The sequence below is a fragment of the Streptomyces sp. NBC_00252 genome, from assembly GCF_036187565.1.
GTDB lineage: Bacteria > Actinomycetota > Actinomycetes > Streptomycetales > Streptomycetaceae > Streptomyces.
Genome location: NZ_CP108087.1, coordinates 5908231 through 5924928 on the forward strand (window position 1 = coordinate 5908231; position 16698 = coordinate 5924928).

16 protein-coding genes are annotated in these 16698 nt (G+C 69.4%); 11 read left to right on the forward strand and 5 right to left on the reverse strand.

What is annotated here, in order from left to right; all coding sequences use genetic code 11:
* Nucleotides 1-113: 113 nt before the first annotated feature.
* The 5 genes from OHT77_RS26065 to OHT77_RS26085 all read left to right on the forward strand — a co-directional run bounded on the left by OHT77_RS26065 (nucleotide 114) and on the right by OHT77_RS26085 (nucleotide 5003).
* Nucleotides 114-962 (forward strand): menaquinone biosynthetic enzyme MqnA/MqnD family protein, encoded by an 849-nt coding sequence (locus tag OHT77_RS26065; RefSeq protein ID WP_328830885.1) that lies wholly within the window; start codon nucleotides 114-116, stop codon nucleotides 960-962.
* A 59-nt stretch (nucleotides 963-1021) separates the two neighbouring features.
* Nucleotides 1022-2686: a serine/threonine-protein kinase gene (locus tag OHT77_RS26070; protein ID WP_328830886.1), complete on the forward strand. Its 1665-nt coding sequence runs from the start codon at nucleotides 1022-1024 to the stop codon at nucleotides 2684-2686.
* A 7-nt stretch (nucleotides 2687-2693) separates the two neighbouring features.
* A complete protein-coding gene (locus tag OHT77_RS26075; protein ID WP_328830887.1) occupies nucleotides 2694-3293 on the forward strand; it encodes a hypothetical protein in 600 nt (199 codons plus the stop codon).
* Between the two features lie 89 nt (nucleotides 3294-3382).
* Nucleotides 3383-4582 carry a cyclic dehypoxanthinyl futalosine synthase gene (mqnC, locus tag OHT77_RS26080; RefSeq protein ID WP_266769565.1) on the forward strand — a complete coding sequence of 400 codons (1200 nt, stop codon included), beginning with the start codon at nucleotides 3383-3385 and terminating at the stop codon, nucleotides 4580-4582.
* A gap of 7 nt (nucleotides 4583-4589) precedes the next feature.
* Nucleotides 4590-5003, forward strand: coding sequence for an imidazolonepropionase-like domain-containing protein (locus OHT77_RS26085; RefSeq protein ID WP_328830888.1), 414 nt, complete (start codon nucleotides 4590-4592; stop codon nucleotides 5001-5003).
* Between the two features lie 234 nt (nucleotides 5004-5237).
* Here OHT77_RS26085 and OHT77_RS26090 read toward each other — a convergent pair whose 3' ends face one another.
* Nucleotides 5238-6284: a chitinase gene (locus OHT77_RS26090; protein WP_328830889.1), complete on the reverse strand. Its 1047-nt coding sequence runs from the start codon at nucleotides 6282-6284 to the stop codon at nucleotides 5238-5240.
* A gap of 401 nt (nucleotides 6285-6685) precedes the next feature.
* On the opposite strand from OHT77_RS26090, the gene OHT77_RS26095 reads away from it, so the two are divergent.
* The 4 genes from OHT77_RS26095 (at nucleotide 6686) to OHT77_RS26110 (ending at nucleotide 11509) form a co-directional block, all read left to right on the forward strand.
* The gene (locus tag OHT77_RS26095; RefSeq protein ID WP_323185347.1) at nucleotides 6686-6994 is read left to right on the forward strand and encodes a hypothetical protein; all 309 of its coding nucleotides are present in this window, start codon (nucleotides 6686-6688) and stop codon (nucleotides 6992-6994) included.
* A 19-nt stretch (nucleotides 6995-7013) separates the two neighbouring features.
* Nucleotides 7014-9401: a bifunctional polysaccharide deacetylase/glycosyltransferase family 2 protein gene (locus OHT77_RS26100; protein ID WP_328830891.1), complete on the forward strand. Its 2388-nt coding sequence runs from the start codon at nucleotides 7014-7016 to the stop codon at nucleotides 9399-9401.
* Nucleotides 9401-10741: an acyltransferase family protein gene (locus tag OHT77_RS26105; RefSeq protein WP_328830892.1), complete on the forward strand. Its 1341-nt coding sequence runs from the start codon at nucleotides 9401-9403 to the stop codon at nucleotides 10739-10741. Before OHT77_RS26100 ends, OHT77_RS26105 begins: the two co-directional genes overlap by 1 nt.
* Nucleotides 10742-10813: 72 nt before the next feature.
* Nucleotides 10814-11509 (forward strand): demethylmenaquinone methyltransferase, encoded by a 696-nt coding sequence (locus OHT77_RS26110; RefSeq protein WP_328830893.1) that lies wholly within the window; start codon nucleotides 10814-10816, stop codon nucleotides 11507-11509.
* An 83-nt stretch (nucleotides 11510-11592) separates the two neighbouring features.
* On the opposite strand, the gene OHT77_RS26115 is transcribed toward OHT77_RS26110, so the two are convergent.
* Together OHT77_RS26115 and OHT77_RS26120 are read right to left on the reverse strand one after the other, a co-directional pair.
* Complete coding sequence (locus OHT77_RS26115) at nucleotides 11593-11904, reverse strand: PASTA domain-containing protein (protein WP_328830894.1); 312 nt, start codon at nucleotides 11902-11904, stop codon at nucleotides 11593-11595.
* Between the two features lie 120 nt (nucleotides 11905-12024).
* Entirely contained in the window at nucleotides 12025-12531 is a 507-nt protein-coding gene (locus OHT77_RS26120; protein ID WP_328830895.1) for a GNAT family N-acetyltransferase, read from the reverse strand.
* 97 nt (nucleotides 12532-12628) lie between these two features.
* Here OHT77_RS26120 and OHT77_RS26125 point away from each other — a divergent pair, with 97 nt between their 5' ends.
* Nucleotides 12629-13912, forward strand: coding sequence for a geranylgeranyl reductase family protein (locus OHT77_RS26125; RefSeq protein ID WP_266769549.1), 1284 nt, complete (start codon nucleotides 12629-12631; stop codon nucleotides 13910-13912).
* A gap of 50 nt (nucleotides 13913-13962) precedes the next feature.
* Here OHT77_RS26125 and def read toward each other — a convergent pair whose 3' ends face one another.
* Both def and OHT77_RS26135 read right to left on the reverse strand, forming a co-directional pair.
* Nucleotides 13963-14589 (reverse strand): peptide deformylase, encoded by a 627-nt coding sequence (gene def / locus OHT77_RS26130; protein WP_328830896.1) that lies wholly within the window; start codon nucleotides 14587-14589, stop codon nucleotides 13963-13965.
* Between the two features lie 187 nt (nucleotides 14590-14776).
* A complete protein-coding gene (locus OHT77_RS26135; RefSeq protein WP_266769545.1) occupies nucleotides 14777-15589 on the reverse strand; it encodes a C40 family peptidase in 813 nt (270 codons plus the stop codon).
* Nucleotides 15590-16334: 745 nt separating this feature from the next.
* Between OHT77_RS26135 and OHT77_RS26140 the strand changes: the two genes are divergently transcribed.
* Entirely contained in the window at nucleotides 16335-16694 is a 360-nt protein-coding gene (locus OHT77_RS26140; RefSeq protein ID WP_007383963.1) for an NADH-quinone oxidoreductase subunit A, read from the forward strand.
* Nucleotides 16695-16698 lie beyond the last annotated feature (4 nt).

Consider the following 16698-nt stretch of genomic DNA (forward strand, 5'->3'; position numbering starts at 1 on the left):
CAGCCGAAAGCAATAGAGGCCAAGATCACATCACCCGGACGTTTGAAGATCGCCAAAGGCTTGACTGTGGGGCCGAAGTATGGAGCGTACCGCATGAGGTCTAGCCTCACGTTGTGGACAATTCTCGCACCCGGCCGCGCGTCGGCCACATTCAGTTCCTGAACTGCCTGCCTCTGTACTGGGGGCTCGCGAGAACAGGCACGCTTCTCGACTTCGAGCTGACCAAGGACACCCCCGAGAAGCTCAGCGAGCAGCTGGTGCAGGGCGACCTCGACATCGGGCCCATCACGCTCGTCGAGTTCCTCCGCAACGCGGACGACCTGGTCGCCTTCCCCGACATCGCCGTCGGCTGCGACGGCCCGGTGATGTCCTGCGTGATCGTCTCGCAGGTTCCGCTGGACCAGCTGGACGGCCGCCGGGTCGCCCTCGGCTCGACCTCCCGGACCTCCGTACGCCTCGCGCAGCTGCTGCTCGCCGAGCGCTACGGCGTCCAGCCCGACTACTACACCTGCCCGCCCGACCTGAGCCTGATGATGCAGGAGGCCGAGGCCGCCGTCCTCATCGGTGACGCGGCCCTGCGCGCCAACCTGCTCGACGGGCCCCGCTTCGGCCTGGAGGTGCACGACCTCGGCACGCTCTGGAAGGAGTGGACCGGGCTGCCGTTCGTCTTCGCCGTGTGGGCCGCCCGCCGCGACTACCTGGAGCGCGAGCCGGTCATCACCCGCAAGGTCCACGAGGCCTTCCTCGCCTCCCGCAACCTCTCCCTCGAAGAGGTCGGCAAGGTCGCCGAACAGGCCGCCCGCTGGGAGGAGTTCGACGAGGAGGTCCTGGAGCGGTACTTCACCACTCTCGACTTCCGCTTCGGCGCCCACCAGTTGGCCGCGGTCGCCGAGTTCGCCCGCCGGGTCGGTCCCACGACCGGTTTCCCGGCGGACGTGAACGTGGATCTGCTCCAGCCGTAATCACCGGCGGGGTGTGCGCACTACCCTGCTGGAAGTCGTACGGGGGAGGGGTGGACGGCATGCAGCCGCTCGGAGACGACGAACCCACGGTGGTGGGGCCCTACCGGCTGCTCGGCCGGCTGGGCTCCGGCGGGATGGGCCGGGTCTACCTCGGGCGCAGCGCGGGCGGCCGCACGGTCGCGGTGAAGATCGTGCATCCGCACTTCGCGCTCGACGAGGAGTTCCGCGCCCGTTTCCGCCGCGAGGTCGACGCCGCCCGCCGGGTGGGCGGCGCCTGGACCGCCCCCGTGCTGGACGCCGACCCGGAGGCCGCCGTGCCCTGGGTCGCCACGGCCTACGCCGCCGGGCCCTCCCTGTCCGCCGCCGTCGCCGACGGCGGGCCGCTGCCCACCGCGACCGTACGGGCGCTGGGCGCGGGGCTGGCCGAAGCGCTCACGGCCGTCCACGAGTTGGGGCTCGTGCACCGGGACGTGAAGCCGTCCAACGTGCTGCTCACCCTCGACGGACCGCTCCTCATCGACTTCGGCATCGCCCGCGCCACGGACGGCACCGCCTCCCTCACCTCCACCGGCGTCTCCGTCGGCTCACCCGGCTACATGGCCCCCGAGCAGATCCTCGGCAAGGGCGCTACGGGCGCCTCCGACGTCTTCTCGCTGGGCGCGGTGCTGGCGTACGCGGCCACCGGCACCTCCCCCTTCCCCGGCGACTCCTCCGCCGCCCTCCTCTACAAGGTCGTCCACGAGGAACCCGAACTGGGCGCGATGGACGGGGAGTTGCGGGACCTGGCGAGCGCCTGCCTGGCCAAGGACCCCTCCCGGCGGCCGACTCCGGGTGAGGTGTCCCGGTGGCTCGCTCCGGACGGGGCGGCTCGGCTGGTCGCGGGCGGGTGGCTGCCGGGGGCGCTGGTCGAGCAGGTCAGCCGAAGTGCCGTACAGCTGCTGAATCTTGAGGCCGCCGGGGTGGCCGAGGGGGTGCACTCGGGGCCGGTCGGGTTCAGCAGTCCTTCGGTCGGGGGAGTGGGGGCCGGGGCGTTCGGGCCCGCACCGGTGATGCCCAACTCCCTTCCGGGAACGGCCGGTTTCGTGCCCGAACCGCGGGACGCGGTCCCGCACGACACGGCGTCAGGTCACCGCCCGGGGAAGGTCTCCTTCTCCGTCGCCGCCACCGCCACTCCGGGACCCGAGGGGCGCGGGCGCCGGGTCGGCTGCACCGTGGCGCTCGCCGTCGCCGGTGCGCTCGCCGTGGTGACCCTGGTGCCGGTCCTCCTGTACGTCATCCAGCCGGGCGACAAGGGCCACGACAACTCGGCCGCCTCCACACCGAGCGCCTCCACCCCGAGCGCGTCCAGCCCGGCCGCGGGCACCCCGCTCGGTTCCGTGCCCGCCGCCTACCTCGGCACCTGGCAGGGCGACGGCACCGCCCTCGGCGGCACCCTCCCGGACGGGACCTTCCGGCTGACGGTGCGCAAGGCGGCCGTAGGGGAGCAGTTGGGGGTGCTGCGGCAGACCGACCAGCTCGGCGGGGTCTGCGACGACGTGCTGACCCTGAAGCAGGTGACGAAGACGCGGCTCGTGGCGGCGGCCGCGGGGGCGAAGACGAACCGGGACGTGTGCAACCAGGCCGCCCACACCGTCACCCTCACCCCCGTGGGCGACGACCTGAAGTACGTGTCGGACAGCTCGGCCGAGGGCTCGCCGACCGCGCGGATGTCCAAGGTCAAGTAGCGACCGCGTGGACTACGACCAACTCCTCATCGCCGTCGCCGGGTTGTGGGGCGCGGGAGCCGGAGCGGTCGTGGCCCGGATCGGCCGGCGCGGAGTCGGCACCGCGCTCCTCGTCGTGCTGGTGTGCGTCGCGCTCGCCGCCGCCACCGGCACCCGGCCCGAACTGGCGGTGTGGCTGCTCCTCGCGCCCGCCGTGGTGGCGGCACCCGCGGCCGGGCTTCCCCTCGCGGGCGCCGCCCTCGCCCTCCTCGGCCTCGTCACCCTCGTGCCCGAGCACACCGGACACTGGACGACCGCGCTGCTGGGCGGCCTCGCGCTCGGCGCCGGGTACTACGGGTTGACCCGAATAGACCCCGGAGGCGGCGGACTGGGGCTCGGCGAGGTGAAGCTCGCGGTCGGCGCGGGCGTGGTACTCGGGTGGTACGGGTGGCCGACGGTGATGCTCGGGGCCTTCGCCGGGTTCCTGATCAGGGCGGTCTACGAGGGTGTCGTCCGGGTGGTCCACGAGCGCTTCCTGGCCCGGCGAGGACCCACCATCGTCCCCTTTGGTCCGTTTCTGCTGGCCGGTGCTCTCCTCGGGCTGCTGGTCGGCGCGTACACGGCCTGAGGTCCGGGCGGGAAAACCGCTGGCGTAGGCTGACAAGGTCCGTCAGCACCATCTGTCCGTCCGCAACCCTTGACGAAAGGGACCTCCCGGTGACCGAGAAGGCCGAGCTTCAGTCCGTCCTCGACCGTGCCGCCGAGGGCGGGCGCATCACCCCCGAAGAGGCGCTCGACCTCTACCGCGACGCCCCGCTGCACGCGCTCGGCGCCGCCGCCGACGCCGTACGCAAGCGGCGGTACGCGGGTACGGAGCACATCGCGACGTACATCATCGAGCGGAACATCAACTACACGAACGTGTGCGTCACCGCGTGCAAGTTCTGCGCCTTCTACGCCGCGCCCAAGGACACCGCCAAGGGCTGGACGCGTGACCTCGACGACATCCTGCGCCGGTGCGCGGAGACCGTCGAACTCGGCGGCACGCAGATCATGTTCCAGGGCGGCCACCACCCCGACTTCGGCGTCGAGTACTACGAGCAGCACTTCGCCGCGATCAAGGGCGCGTACCCCGAGCTGGTCATCCACTCCCTCGGCGCGTCCGAGGTCGAGCACATGGCCCGGATCAGCGGGGTGTCGGTCGAGGAGGCCATCACCCGCATCCACGCGGCCGGGCTCGACTCCTTCGCCGGCGCCGGCGCCGAACTGCTCCCCGCCCGCCCCCGCAAGGCGATCGCCCCGCTCAAGGAGTCCGGCGAGCGCTGGCTGGAGATCATGGAGGCGGCGCACAACCTGGGCGTCGAGTCCACGTCGACGATGCTCATGGGCACCGGCGAGACCAACGCCGAGCGCATCGAGCACCTGCGGATGATCCGCGACGTACAGGACCGCACGGGCGGCTTCCGCGCGTTCATCCCGTACACCTACCAGCCCGAGAACAACCACCTGAAGGGCCGCACGCAGGCCACGCTCTTCGAGTACCTGCGGATGATCGCCATCGCGCGCCTCTTCATGGACAACGTCGCCCACATCCAGGGCAGTTGGCTCACCACCGGCAAGGAGGTCGGCCAACTCTCCCTGCACTACGGCGCGGACGACCTCGGTTCGATCATGCTGGAGGAGAACGTCGTCTCCTCCGCCGGTGCCAAGCACCGCTCCAACCGCATGGAGATCATCGACCTCATCCGCAAGGCGGGCCGCGTCCCCGCCCAGCGGACCACCACCTACGAGCACATCGTCGTCCACGACGACCCGGCCAACGACCCGGTCGACGAGCGCGTGATGTCCCACATCTCCTCCACGGCCATCGAAGGCGGCACGGCCCACCCCGAGTTGAAGCTCCTGTCGGCCAACTAGGCCCGCTGTGCTGACGATTCACACGGCGGACGAGGGCGGTGCCGTCGCTGTCGAGGGTGCGCGGGTGGTGGCCGTGGGGACGCTGGCGGAGGTCCAGGGGCGCTTTCCGGGTGCGCGGCTGCGGAGTTGGCCGGGCACCCTGGTCCCGGCCCGCATCCACGAGGGCCCCCTCCCGGACGCCCCGAGCCCACGCGAACGCATCCACGCGGTACTGAAACTGGGTGCGGTGGCGGTACTGGAGCAGTACGCCGACTCCCCGGAACTCCGCGCGGCAGCCGCCCGGAACGACGTGGCGGTCCTGCCCAGTGCTCACACGCCGACACTCCGGGAGACGGCCCGCGCCGACCTGGCCGTCTTCGACAAGACCGGCGAGTGCATCGCAACGGTGTGCGCGGGACGCCTGGTCCACAGACGCCGCTAAGGGAAGTGCCCTTCTTTAGGGGCGCGGGGCTGTGCCATTGTGCGGCTCCGCCGCGTGGCCGCGACCGGCACCGCTCAGCGCAACCCCCTTCTTTTCAGGGGCGCGGGGCTGTGTCATTGTGCGGCTCCGCCGCGTGGCCGCGACCAGCACCGCTCAGCGCAACTCCCTTCTTTTCAGGGGCGCGAGGAACTGCGCGACCAGCCACAACGGACCGGCACCCGACACCGCACCAGGTCACCCCGCAAACGCCTCCCCGAACGCGCCGGCCGTCTGCGTCACCCCGCTGCAGTCGGTCGCCGCATCGTCATCGGACGACCCGCTCTCACACTGCTGATCCCGGAACGTCGACCACATGGACACCCACGCAACCCCCTTCGCCTCGGCGAACGCCCGCACCTGAGCCGCGTCCGAGAGGGAGAACGTCTCCCCGGAGACGTCGTTCACCCCGAGCATCGACGTGAGCGCCATCCCCTCCCACGCCCCCGCGTCCGACAACCCGAACACCTTCTTCAACTGCGTGTGCGCGGCCGTCGCCGACGTGATCGCGTAGCCGCCCATGTCCCCCGTGTACGACTCCCCGTAGTTCATCGTCATGATGTTGACCGTGGAGACGGCGACCGCGTTGTCGTTGGCGGACTCCAGCAGCGCGAGACTGTCGGAGTCGAGCCCGGACGGCATCACGGGCAGCGTGAAGGAGACCTTCAGGCCGCTGCGTTCCTTCTGGAGCAGGGCTATCGCCTTGGAGCGCAGGGCGACCGACGTCGAGTCGGTGAGCGCGTCACCCTCGATGTCGAAGTCGGCCTGGGTGGAACCCGCCGCGTCCAACGCCTCCCCGTACGCCTTCGCGAGCGCCGACGCACTCGTACACGTCTGCGCCAACTCCTTGCCGGACGCCCCGCCGAAGGAGACCCGGACACTCGCCCCGGAGGTCTTCAGCGCCGAGATCCGGGACTTCACCGCCGAGTCGTCGATCGCGGTCGTACCGTTCCACTCCGGCGTACAGGTGCTCCCCTTGGCGATGGCGAAGGACAGGTTGTACGTCGACGCGGACCCCGCCCCGTCCATGCCGGAGGCGGTCGTGGCGCTGACGTACGGCGCGTAGGCCGTGCCCGACGAGGAGCCCGAAGAGCCCGACGAGGCGGACGCCGACGGTGTCGAGGCGGCGCTGCCGCTGGCCTCGGGGGCCGAACCCGACGAGTCGTCGGAGCTCGAGGAGCATCCGGTGACCGCGAGGGCAAACAAGCAGGTGAGCCCGGCCGCCGGTTTCAGGAAACTCCTCATTGAGCATGCACCCTTTCCGTCTCGGGACGGTGATTTCTGTCTCAGGATGGAAACAGAGTCGGTTTCCGAAGCCTAAATGAAGCACATGGGGCTGTGTCTTACGAAGACAGAAAAACCATAGGTAACCCACGGGTATCGGTGAACGAAACGGTCAAGTCGGGCGGCGAAGCGGAGTATTGAGGACACTACCGACACCGGCCGTTCATAAGGCATTTCCTGGGTTCTCTAAGAGAAGGCACAGGTTGCGTCGTTTCTCTGGGCAGGCTCACAAGAGAAACAGAGTTTCGGTCACATAAAGCCCGCCTAATATCCGGGGAATGCAATCCGAGTCCGCCATCGAAAACCCCGCCCCTGTGCGGGGTCGCCGCCGCAAAGCCGGCAACGGGTCCGCAGAAGGGCCCGTGTTCGTTGACAACTCCGGCCGCCGGTCAAAGGTGCTGCGCCGGATCGGCCTCCTCATGGGCGCCGTCTGCCTCGGGTACGCGTTCGTACTCGGCATGGCGTTCATGGGCTGGGGCATCTCGCTCAACCCCTCCTCGCTGCTGCCGTTCGGCGGCGGCCAGGCCGGTTCGGCTCCCGGCGGCGGCTACGGCCCCGACGGCGGCAGAGGCGGCGTAGCGCCCTCCGGTGCTCCGACCGGCGCCCCGACCGACATCCCCTCGGGCACCCCCACGGGTGCGGCCCCGTCCTCCTCAGCCACCGCACACTGACCGGAGCACCACCGCAGCCATGACTACGACGACTCCTTCGCGCGGGCGCCGACGCGCCCCCACCCGGATGGAGCGCGCGGCCGGCAAGGCCGCCGCGCTCCAGCGACCCCGAGTGATCCTCGCCCTGCTGCTTCTGCTCGGTCTCACCTGTGTGATGCTGCTCGACGGCTACCTGCGCGCGGAAGTCGGCGGCGACGAACGCGTCCGGGACGGCGCGAGCGCCGGCAAGGTGCCGGACAAGGTCCTCAACGGCGGCCCGATCCTGACCTTCCGCGACGGCAAGCCGGTCACCCAGACCATCCCGAAGAAGACCATCGTCCTCACCTTCGACGACGGCCCGAACCCCACGTACACGCCGACGGTCCTGAAGATCCTCAAGAAGTACGACGTGCCGGGCACGTTCTTCCTGGTGGGCTCGATGGTCTCGCGCTACCCGAGCATCGTGAAGCAGATGGTCGCGCAGGGCAACGAGGTCGGCATCCACACCTTCACCCACGTCGACCTCTCGTACCAGAGCGACGCCCGCATCAAGCGGGAGATGGAGCAGACGCAGCTCGCGCTCGCGGGCGCGGCCGGGATCACCACCACGCTGTTCCGCGCGCCGTACTCCTCGGAGACGGACGCGATCGACAACTACAGCTACCCCGTCTACAAGAAGCTCGGCGCGTCCGGCTACACCAGCGTCTTCGTCGACACCGACAGCGACGACTGGAAGCAGCCCGGTGTCGCGAAGATCATCAAGTGGGCGACGCCGTCCGGGACTTCGGGTTCCTCGGTGCTGTTCCACGACGCCGGTGGTGTGCGCTCGCAGACCATGAAGGCGCTGCCCCAGTACATCGAGAAGATGAAGGCGAAGGGCTACACCTTCACCACCGTGAGCGGCGCCATCGCCAAGAACGCCGCCGCCCAGCGGGCGAGCGGGACCGGCGCGGGTGCGGGAGCGGGCGCGGGCACGGCCGCGGGGACGAGCACCGGCACGGTCGAGGCCGGCGCCAAGCCGTCCTCGGCCCCGGTCGACTCGGCCGTCGGCGGCGCGGGCACGGCGGGCGGCGGCACCGGGGGAGCGGGCCGCAACGGCTCCAGGAACGGGATCTCGGTCCTCCAGGGCGCCCACCGCGAGGCCACCGGCATGACCCTCTACGAGGGCAAGGCGCTCATCTACGCCGTCACCGTCGCGGAGTGGGTGGTGCCGGGACTCGCGGCCGGCCTCACGGTCGTCGGCATCGCCGTGATGAGCCGCTTCGGGATGATGCTGATCCTCGCCCGGCGCCATTACAGACAGCGCAACAAACGCAGGTTCAGCTGGGGGCCGACCGTCACCCGCCCGGTGACCGTCATCGTCCCGGCGTACAACGAGAAGGAGTGCATCGCCAACACCCTTGAGTCGCTGGCGAAGAGCACCCATCCGATCGAGGTCATCGTCGTCGACGACGGCTCCTCGGACGGCACCTCCGAGATCGCCCGCGAGGCGGCCCGCTCCTTCGGCATGACGAACGTCCGGGTCATCCGCCAGGAGAACGCGGGCAAGCCCGCCGCCCTCAACAACGGTGTGCGCAGCGCGAGTTACGACATCGTCGTGATGATGGACGGCGACACCGTCTTCGAGCCCGACACCGTACGGCACCTCGTGCAGCCCTTCGCCGACCCCGAGGTCGGCGCGGTCGCGGGCAACGCCAAGGTCGGCAACCGCAACACCGTCATCGGCGCCTGGCAGCACATCGAGTACGTGATGGGCTTCAACCTCGACCGCCGCATGTACGACCTGCTGCGCTGCATGCCCACCATCCCGGGCGCGATCGGCGCGTTCCGCCGCGAGGCGGTGCTCCAGGTCGGCGGCATGAGCGAGGACACCCTCGCCGAGGACACCGACATCACCATCGCCATGCACCGCGAGGGCTGGCGGGTCGTCTACCAGGAGCACGCCAAGGCCTGGACCGAGGCCCCCGCCTCCCTCAAGCAGCTCTGGTCGCAGCGCTACCGCTGGTCCTACGGCACCATGCAGGCACTGTGGAAGCACCGCAAGTCCCTTACGGACAAGGGTCCTTCGGGCCGCTTCGGCCGGGTCGGCATGCCTCTCGTGGTCATCTTCCAGATCATCACGCCGGTCTTCGCCCCGCTGATCGACGTCTTCACCGTCTACTCGATGATCTTCGTCGACTTCTGGGCGTCCCTCGCGATGTGGTTCGCGGTGCTCGGCATCCAACTCCTGTGCGCGGCCTACGCGTTCAGGCTGGACCGGGAGAAGTACCGCTATCTGCTGATGATGCCGCTCCAGCAACTGGCCTACCGCCAGATGATGTACCTCGTCCTCATCCACTCCAGCATCACCGCCCTGACCGGCGGCCGGCTGCGCTGGCAGAAACTCAAGCGCACCGGCGAGGTCGGCACCCCGGCGGGGGCGAGCTGATGAGCTGGGAACAGCAGCAGGGCTACGGCGGCGGCTACGGCCAGCCCCAGCAGCCCCAACAGCCGTACGGCTACCAGGGGTTCGGTCATCCGCAGCAGTACGGCCAGCCCCAGCAGTACGTCCAACAGCCGTACGAGCAGCAGCAGTACGCCGATCACGGGCAGTCGCCGTACGCGACGGCGCCCCTCCCGGTCGTAGAGCCGGAGCCGGAGCCGGAGCTGGTGCCCGGGCCGGAGCCGGTCGCCGAGGAGGCCGTGGAAGAGGGCGTGGAGGAGTCCGCGCCCGCGCCCGCGCCCCAAAAGGCGGGCCGGGACCGGTACTTCGACACGCTGCGGGCCGTCGCGCTGATCCGGGTCGTGACCTACCACACCTTCGGGTGGGCCTGGTGCGGGATGGTGTTCCCCTCGATGGGGATCATGTTCGGGCTGGCCGGGACGCTGATGGCGAAGTCGCTGGAGCGGCCCGCGTTCAAGGTGGTCAGGAGCCGGATGCGGAGGCTGCTGCCGCCGTTCTGGTTCTGGGGTTTCTTCGTGCTCGTCGCGATGATGATCCACGACTGGATGCCGGGCTGGCAGATCGTCTTCTGGATCGTGCCCGTCGGCGATCCGCCGGGCAACGCCTGGGGCACGCAGGCCTGGGAGATCCTCTGGTACCTGCGGACGTATCTGTGGTTCGTGATGCTCTCGCCGGTGCTGCTGTGGATCTTCCGCAAGGCGCCGATCCCGGTCCTGCTGCTGACCCTGGTGCCGATCGTCGTCCTGAAGTTCGTGTGGGCGGGCCCGGACAACCGCTTCGGCAACGCGCTCTGGGACCTGTCGACGTACCTCTTCTGCTGGATCCTCGGCTTCGCCCACCGCGACGGCGTGCTCCGGAAGCTGAAGCCCTTCCTGGTGGTCACGCTGTCGGTCGCCGCGATCGTCTTCGGCGGCTGGTACGCCTTCACGCACCAGGCCGAGGCTGGGGGCACCTACGACCTGGACGAGAGCCCGCTCGCCCAGACCTACTGGTCGGCCGGTTACGTCATGCTGCTGATGTGGGCCAAGGCCTACTTCACCATCGACTTCGCCTGGCTGACCCGCTTCAAGCGGCTCGACCGGATCGTCACGATCTTCAACGCGCGGGCCGTGACCATCTACCTCTGGCACGAGATCGCGCTGGTGCTCGCGGTGCCGCTGACCGACCAGTTCTGGAAGGTGCCCGCCTTCGAGAAGTGGCTGCCGCTGGGCAGCCAGTGGTTCATGTTCGGCATCGGCTGGCTTCTGATCGCCGTGTTCGTCCTGCTGTGCGGCTGGGTGGAGGACGTGGCCGGGAAGAGGAAACCGAGACTCCTGCCGTCATAGGCGGTGCGGAAGTCGGTGGGCTACGGGCCGGGCGCCTTCGGGATGCCCGGCCCGTGCTGCCACAATGGGCCGGTGACCCGCGCATCCCTGGACAAGCAGCCGCACGAAGTCGCCTCGATGTTCGACGACGTGGCGGAACGGTACGACCTCACCAACGACGTGCTGTCGCTCGGCCAGGACCGCCGATGGCGCAAGGAGGTCACGAAGGCGGTCGACGCCCGCCCCGCGCAGAAGATCCTGGACCTCGCGGCCGGTACGGCCACCTCGTCCCTCCCCTTCGCCCGCAGCGGCGCTTACGTCGTGCCCTGCGACTTCTCCCTCGGCATGCTCCAGGTCGGCAAGAAGCGCCACCCCTGGCTGCCGCTCACGGCCGGCGACGCGACCAAGCTGCCGTTCAAGGACGACACGTTCGACGCCGTGACCATCTCCTTCGGACTGCGCAACGTGCAGGACACCGACACCGCGCTGCGTGAGCTGTACCGGGTGACCAAGCCCGGCGGCCGGGTGGTGATCTGCGAGTTCTCGCACCCGACCTGGGCGCCGTTCCGCACGGTCTACACCGAGTACCTGATGCGCGCGCTGCCGCCGGTCGCCCGCGCGGTCTCCTCGAACCCCGACGCGTACGTCTACCTCGCCGAGTCCATCCGCGCCTGGCCCGACCAGCCCGCACTGGCCGAGCGGCTGCGCAAGGCCGGCTGGTCGAAGGTCGCGTACCGCAACCTGAGCGGCGGGATCGTGGCCCTGCACCGCGGTTTCAAGCAGGCCTGAGGGCGGCTTCTCGTCCGGGTCCTGAGCACAGCCTCGGGGCCCGCGCGGGGGATCGGCCGGCTGATCCCCTGCTACCTGAGCAGCTACCTGAGCACCTCGAAGTACGGGTCGCCCGGCGGTTCGTCCAGTTCGCGCTGCATTCCGCCGCCCGGCGGCCGGGGGATGCGCGGCTCGCGTATGCCGCCCCCGCCGTCGCCCTCGCCGAAGTCGCACCAGACGTAGACCACGGAGTCCCGCGGCACCTCGGCGTCGGGCTGCGGGTACTGCCGTACGACGTAGTCGACGACGACGAGGTGGAAGTCGGGGCGGTCCGGAGAGTTGATGAGCAGCCCGCGCGACCGGGCCGTCTCGCGCGCGTCCACGGCCATCAGGCCGACGAGCCGCGGCACGCGCACTTCGGGTGTTTTGAGTGTTATGCGCACAGATGTCACCCCCAGCGGTACCGGAAGGGTAACCCCGGTCCGGTCCCGACCGGAAGCGTCAAGTGTCGTTCTGTAGCGGACGGTTACCTAGAGTCACAGTTCGAGCCGGTAGCAGTGGCCCTCCTCCTCGCGCGTGGGCGTGGTGAAAACCTCGACGAGCTCCATGCCCAACCGCCGGGTCACCGCGATCGACCGCGTGTTGCGGGCCAGGACCATCGCCACCACGCTCGGCACCCCGGCCGCCCGCACCCGCTCCAGGGTCGTCTCCGCGGCCGCCGTGGCATACCCCCGGCCCCAGAACTCCCGTCCCAGCCGCCACCCGATCTCGATCTCGCCCTTCGGACCCCACTCGTGCGGCCACGGCTGCGCGCCGGTGAAGCCGATGACGCGGTCCGTGTCGTCGAGCATCGTCCACAGGCAGAAACCGCGTTCCGCGTCGTGCCGGCGCTGGCGGGCGGTCAACTCCTCGTAGACGGACAGCTCCGCGGTCCGGCCGCCGTGGAACTCCATGACATCGGGGTGGTCGAAGGCCCGGTGCCAGGCGACGGCGTCCTCGTCGGTGGGGACACGCAGCCGTACTGCGGGGAGAGCTCGGTTCACGGGGCAGCCCTTCAGCCTGGTGATCAGTGGCGCTGAATAGACTGCCCATGTCCAGTGCCCGTCGGCACGCAGATTCCGAACTTGGGGAGATCCCGCCGTGACCGAGCCCCTCTCCGAAAACACCGCCGATGTGATCGTCGTCGGCGCGGGGCCAGCCGGCTCCGCCACCGCCTACCACCTCGCCAAGTCCGGACTCGACGTCCTCCTGCTGGAGAAGACCGAGTTCCCGCGCGAGAAGGTCTGCGGCGACGGCCTCACCCCGCGCGCCACCAAGCAGCTCGTGGGCATGGGCATCGACATCTCCGAGGAGGCCGGCTGGCTGCGCAACAAGGGCCTGCGGATCATCGGCGGCGGTGTACGCCTCCAGTTGGACTGGCCCGACCTCGCCTCCTTCCCCGACTACGGCCTCGTCCGCAAGCGCGACGACTTCGACGAGCAGCTCGCGCACAACGCCCAGAAGGCAGGCGCCCGCCTCTACGAGCGCTGCAACGTCGGCGCCCCGATCCTCGACGAGCGCACCGGCCGGATCACCGGCGTCCACGCCAAGCTCGGCGAGGAGAAACGCGAAGTCACCTTCCACGCGCCCCTGGTGGTCGCCGCCGACGGCAACTCCACCCGCCTCTCCCTCGCGATGGGCCTGCACCGCCGCGAGGACCGCCCGATGGGCGTGGCCGTACGGACGTACTTCACCTCGCCCCGCCACGAGGACGACTACCTGGAGTCCTGGCTGGAGCTGTGGGACCGCCGCGGCGCCGAGGACCGCCTGCTGCCCGGCTACGGCTGGATCTTCGGCATGGGCGACGGCACCTCGAACGTCGGCCTCGGCGTCCTCAACACCTCCGACTCCTTCAAGGAGCTCGACTGGCGCGAGGTGCTGAAGGCGTGGTGCGCGTCCATGCCCGAGGACTGGGGGTACACCCCCGAAAACATGACCGGCCCGATCCGCGGCGCCGCCCTCCCGATGGCCTTCAACCGTCAACCCCACTACACGAAGGGGTTGTTGCTGGTCGGCGACGCCGGCGGCCTGGTGAACCCCTTCAACGGCGAGGGCATCGCCTACGCCATGGAGTCCGGCCAGATCGCCGCCGACGTCATCGTCCAGGCCCACGCCCGCGCCACCCCGTCCCAGCGTGAACTGGCCCTGCAGCGCTACCCGCAGGTCCTCAAGGACACCTACGGCGGCTACTACACGCTGGGCCGCGCCTTCGTGAAGCTCATCGGCAACCCGAAGGTCATGAAGATCGCGGCCCAGCGCGGCCTGACGCACCCGCTGCTGATGAAGTTCACCCTGAAGATGCTGGCCAACCTCACCGACCCGACGGGCGGCGACGCGATGGACCGCATCATCAACGGCCTGAGCAAGGTGGCGCCCAAGGCGTAGCGGCAGCCGTGGGGCGGGTCTTCGGGCCCGGCCCCACGGCTCGGGTGGGATCAGCCGCTGAGTGCGGCTGTCTTGGCGGCCCGGCGGGCGAACACCTCGTCGCGCCGGTCCGCCATCTGCCGCAGCGCCTCCTTGCGGTCCCGCTTGGAGAGCCGGTCCAGGTACACCCGGCCGTTGACGTGGTCGGTCTCATGGGCGAGGCAACGCGCGAAGTACCCCGTGCCCTCGATGACGAGCGGGGCGCCGTCCTTGTCGAGCCCGCGCACCACGGCCCGGTCCGGACGCGGTACGTCCATCAGGGCGCCCGGCACCGACAGGCAGCCCTCGCCCTCGTCGAGCAGCCGGCGCCCGGCCGGGTCGAGCGGGTCGAGGACCGGGTTGACGATGTGCCCGACATGTCGGACACCATCGTCATCGGGGCAGTCGTACACGAACAGGCGCAGATCCACGCCCACTTGGTTGGCCGCGAGGCCGGCTCCGTCGGCGACGTACATGGTGAGGAACATGTCGTCGATGAGCGCGGCGAGGTCGGGCCCGAACTCGGTGACGTCCCGGGACGGGCGGTGCAGGACCTCCTCGCCGACCTCGGTGACGCGTCGCACGGAACCGCGGCGGGCGTCGGGCGCGGGCCGGGGATAGGAGTCGACGGGGCTGCCCTGGACGAAGACACGTGGCATGGATTGCTCTCCTCCGGTTTGACGTCCGGCGTACTGGTTAGCCGAACAGGAGAAGAAAGCCTGTCAGGGAAGCGGCGAACTCCGGTAGTGGGAACGCCCCGTGGGTCCGGGGTGACCGGAAGGAACGCCGAGGGGACCGCTGCCCCCGAGCGGCAGCGGTCCCATGCTCACGGCGTCGTGCGCGGGCTCAGAGCACCCGCACCGCACCGGTCGGCATGTCGTAGGACAGCGGCCGCTCCACGATGCCGGTGGAGGGGTTCTGCGCGCCGACGAACATGCCGTCGCCCACGTACACCGCCACGTGGTACGCGCTGCCCGCGCTTCCCCAGTACAGGATGTCGCCGGCCTGCAGGTTGCTCAGGGAGACCTGAGTACCGGCGGTCGACTGGTCCTGGGAGACACGCGGCAGGCTGATGCCGACCTGCTTGAAGGCGGCGCCGACGAGTCCCGAACAGTCGTAGGCACTGGGGCCGGTGGCGCCCAGGACGTACGACTTGCCGATCTGCGCCTTCACGAAGGACACGATGGCCGCGGCCGAACCGGTCGCCGTCGACGAGCTGGTGCTCGTGGAGGCGCTTGTGGTCGTCGCCGCGGACAGGGTGGTCCGCTCGGAGCTGCGCGAGGCCGCGCGCTCCGCAGCGGCCTTGCGAGCGGCCTCCTGGGCCGCCTTCTTCTTGGCCTCCGCCTTCTTCTTGGCGTCGGCGAGGTCCGCCTTCGCCTGCTTCGCGGCATTCGCGGCGGCCGTGTCGCGCTCCGCCTGCAGCTGGTAGTTCGCCGCGGCCTGCTGCGTGGCCTCGGCGGACTGGGCGACCTGGGTGGCCAGGTCGGCGGTCAGGGTGGGCAGTTGCAGGGTCTGTGTCGTCTCGGCAGCGTTGGCCGAGGCTGCACCCGCCGCCGCCATGCTGAGAACGCCACCGGCAACTCCGGCCCGCACGGCGATGTTCGTCGTCGCGCTGCGGCGGGGTTTCCGGTGGCTGCGTATGTGAGCGGTGTGGGACATGAGACCAACCGGTATCAGGGGCTCCTCCATACCTTCAAGAAACGTGTGCTGCGCCACAATTGTTCAATGGGCCTCATCAACCCCGGGTGTGTCGTTCCTTATTGACGCCGTAACGGACATTGCGGACCTGGGCGATCAGGCCCGTGATCACGGTCTTTCGTCGGTACGCCCGAATTGCCCGCTGCTTACCACCTGTTGGGACAGGTGGCCAAGCCCCGCTCTCATGGGCCTCTCATGAGTGTGGCGGAGGTCACGGAACGGTTACCGGAATGCGTGCGTCCTGCGTGGGTACCGCCGGCGGGTGACTTCGTGAACGCGTGCACGCGTCCACACCGTGCCGCGGACCTCCCCCTGATGTGTGAACGCGCTTCCACTATCAAGCCGCCGCGTCCAACTCCAATTTGCATGCAAGAGAACCCTCTTGATATGGAGACGACCCCCTCTGCCTGCGGTGACGAGCATGAATGTCACCTCTCGTGATCACTCGGACGCTTCGCGTGCGAAGATCACCGCTCATCCGGCTTGATGATCGTTCGTCAGGTGGTGGAGATCACAAAGCTTGTGCAATACCCCGTGTCGCAGATCACAGAGCGCCGGGCATAAGATGCGAGGCAGTTGGGCTTGTGACCTGCTTCACATGTTCGCGATCTTCGTTGGGACGAACGGGGGTTGAGGGACACGTGAGCCGGAAGCGGACCCGATGCCATCGCCAGCAGTCAGTGCCGACTGAGAGGAGCGAGGAGCGGTGAACGCGTATGCGCCCATCCTCGTACTGGGAGCCCTCGGGGCAGGCTTTGCGATCTTCTCCGTGGTCATGGCCACGCTGATCGGTCCGAAGCGGTACAACCGGGCCAAGCTCGAAGCGTACGAGTGCGGCATCGAGCCGACCCCCACGCCGGCCGGCGGCGGGCGCTTCCCCATCAAGTACTACCTGACGGCGATGCTCTTCATCGTCTTCGACATCGAGATCGTCTTCCTCTACCCCTGGGCCGTCACCTTCGACGCCCTGGGTGTTTTCGGGCTCGTGGAGATGCTGCTCTTCGTGCTCACCGTCTTCGTCGCGTACGCGTACGTATGGCGGCGCGGCGGCCTGGAATGGGACTGAGGGG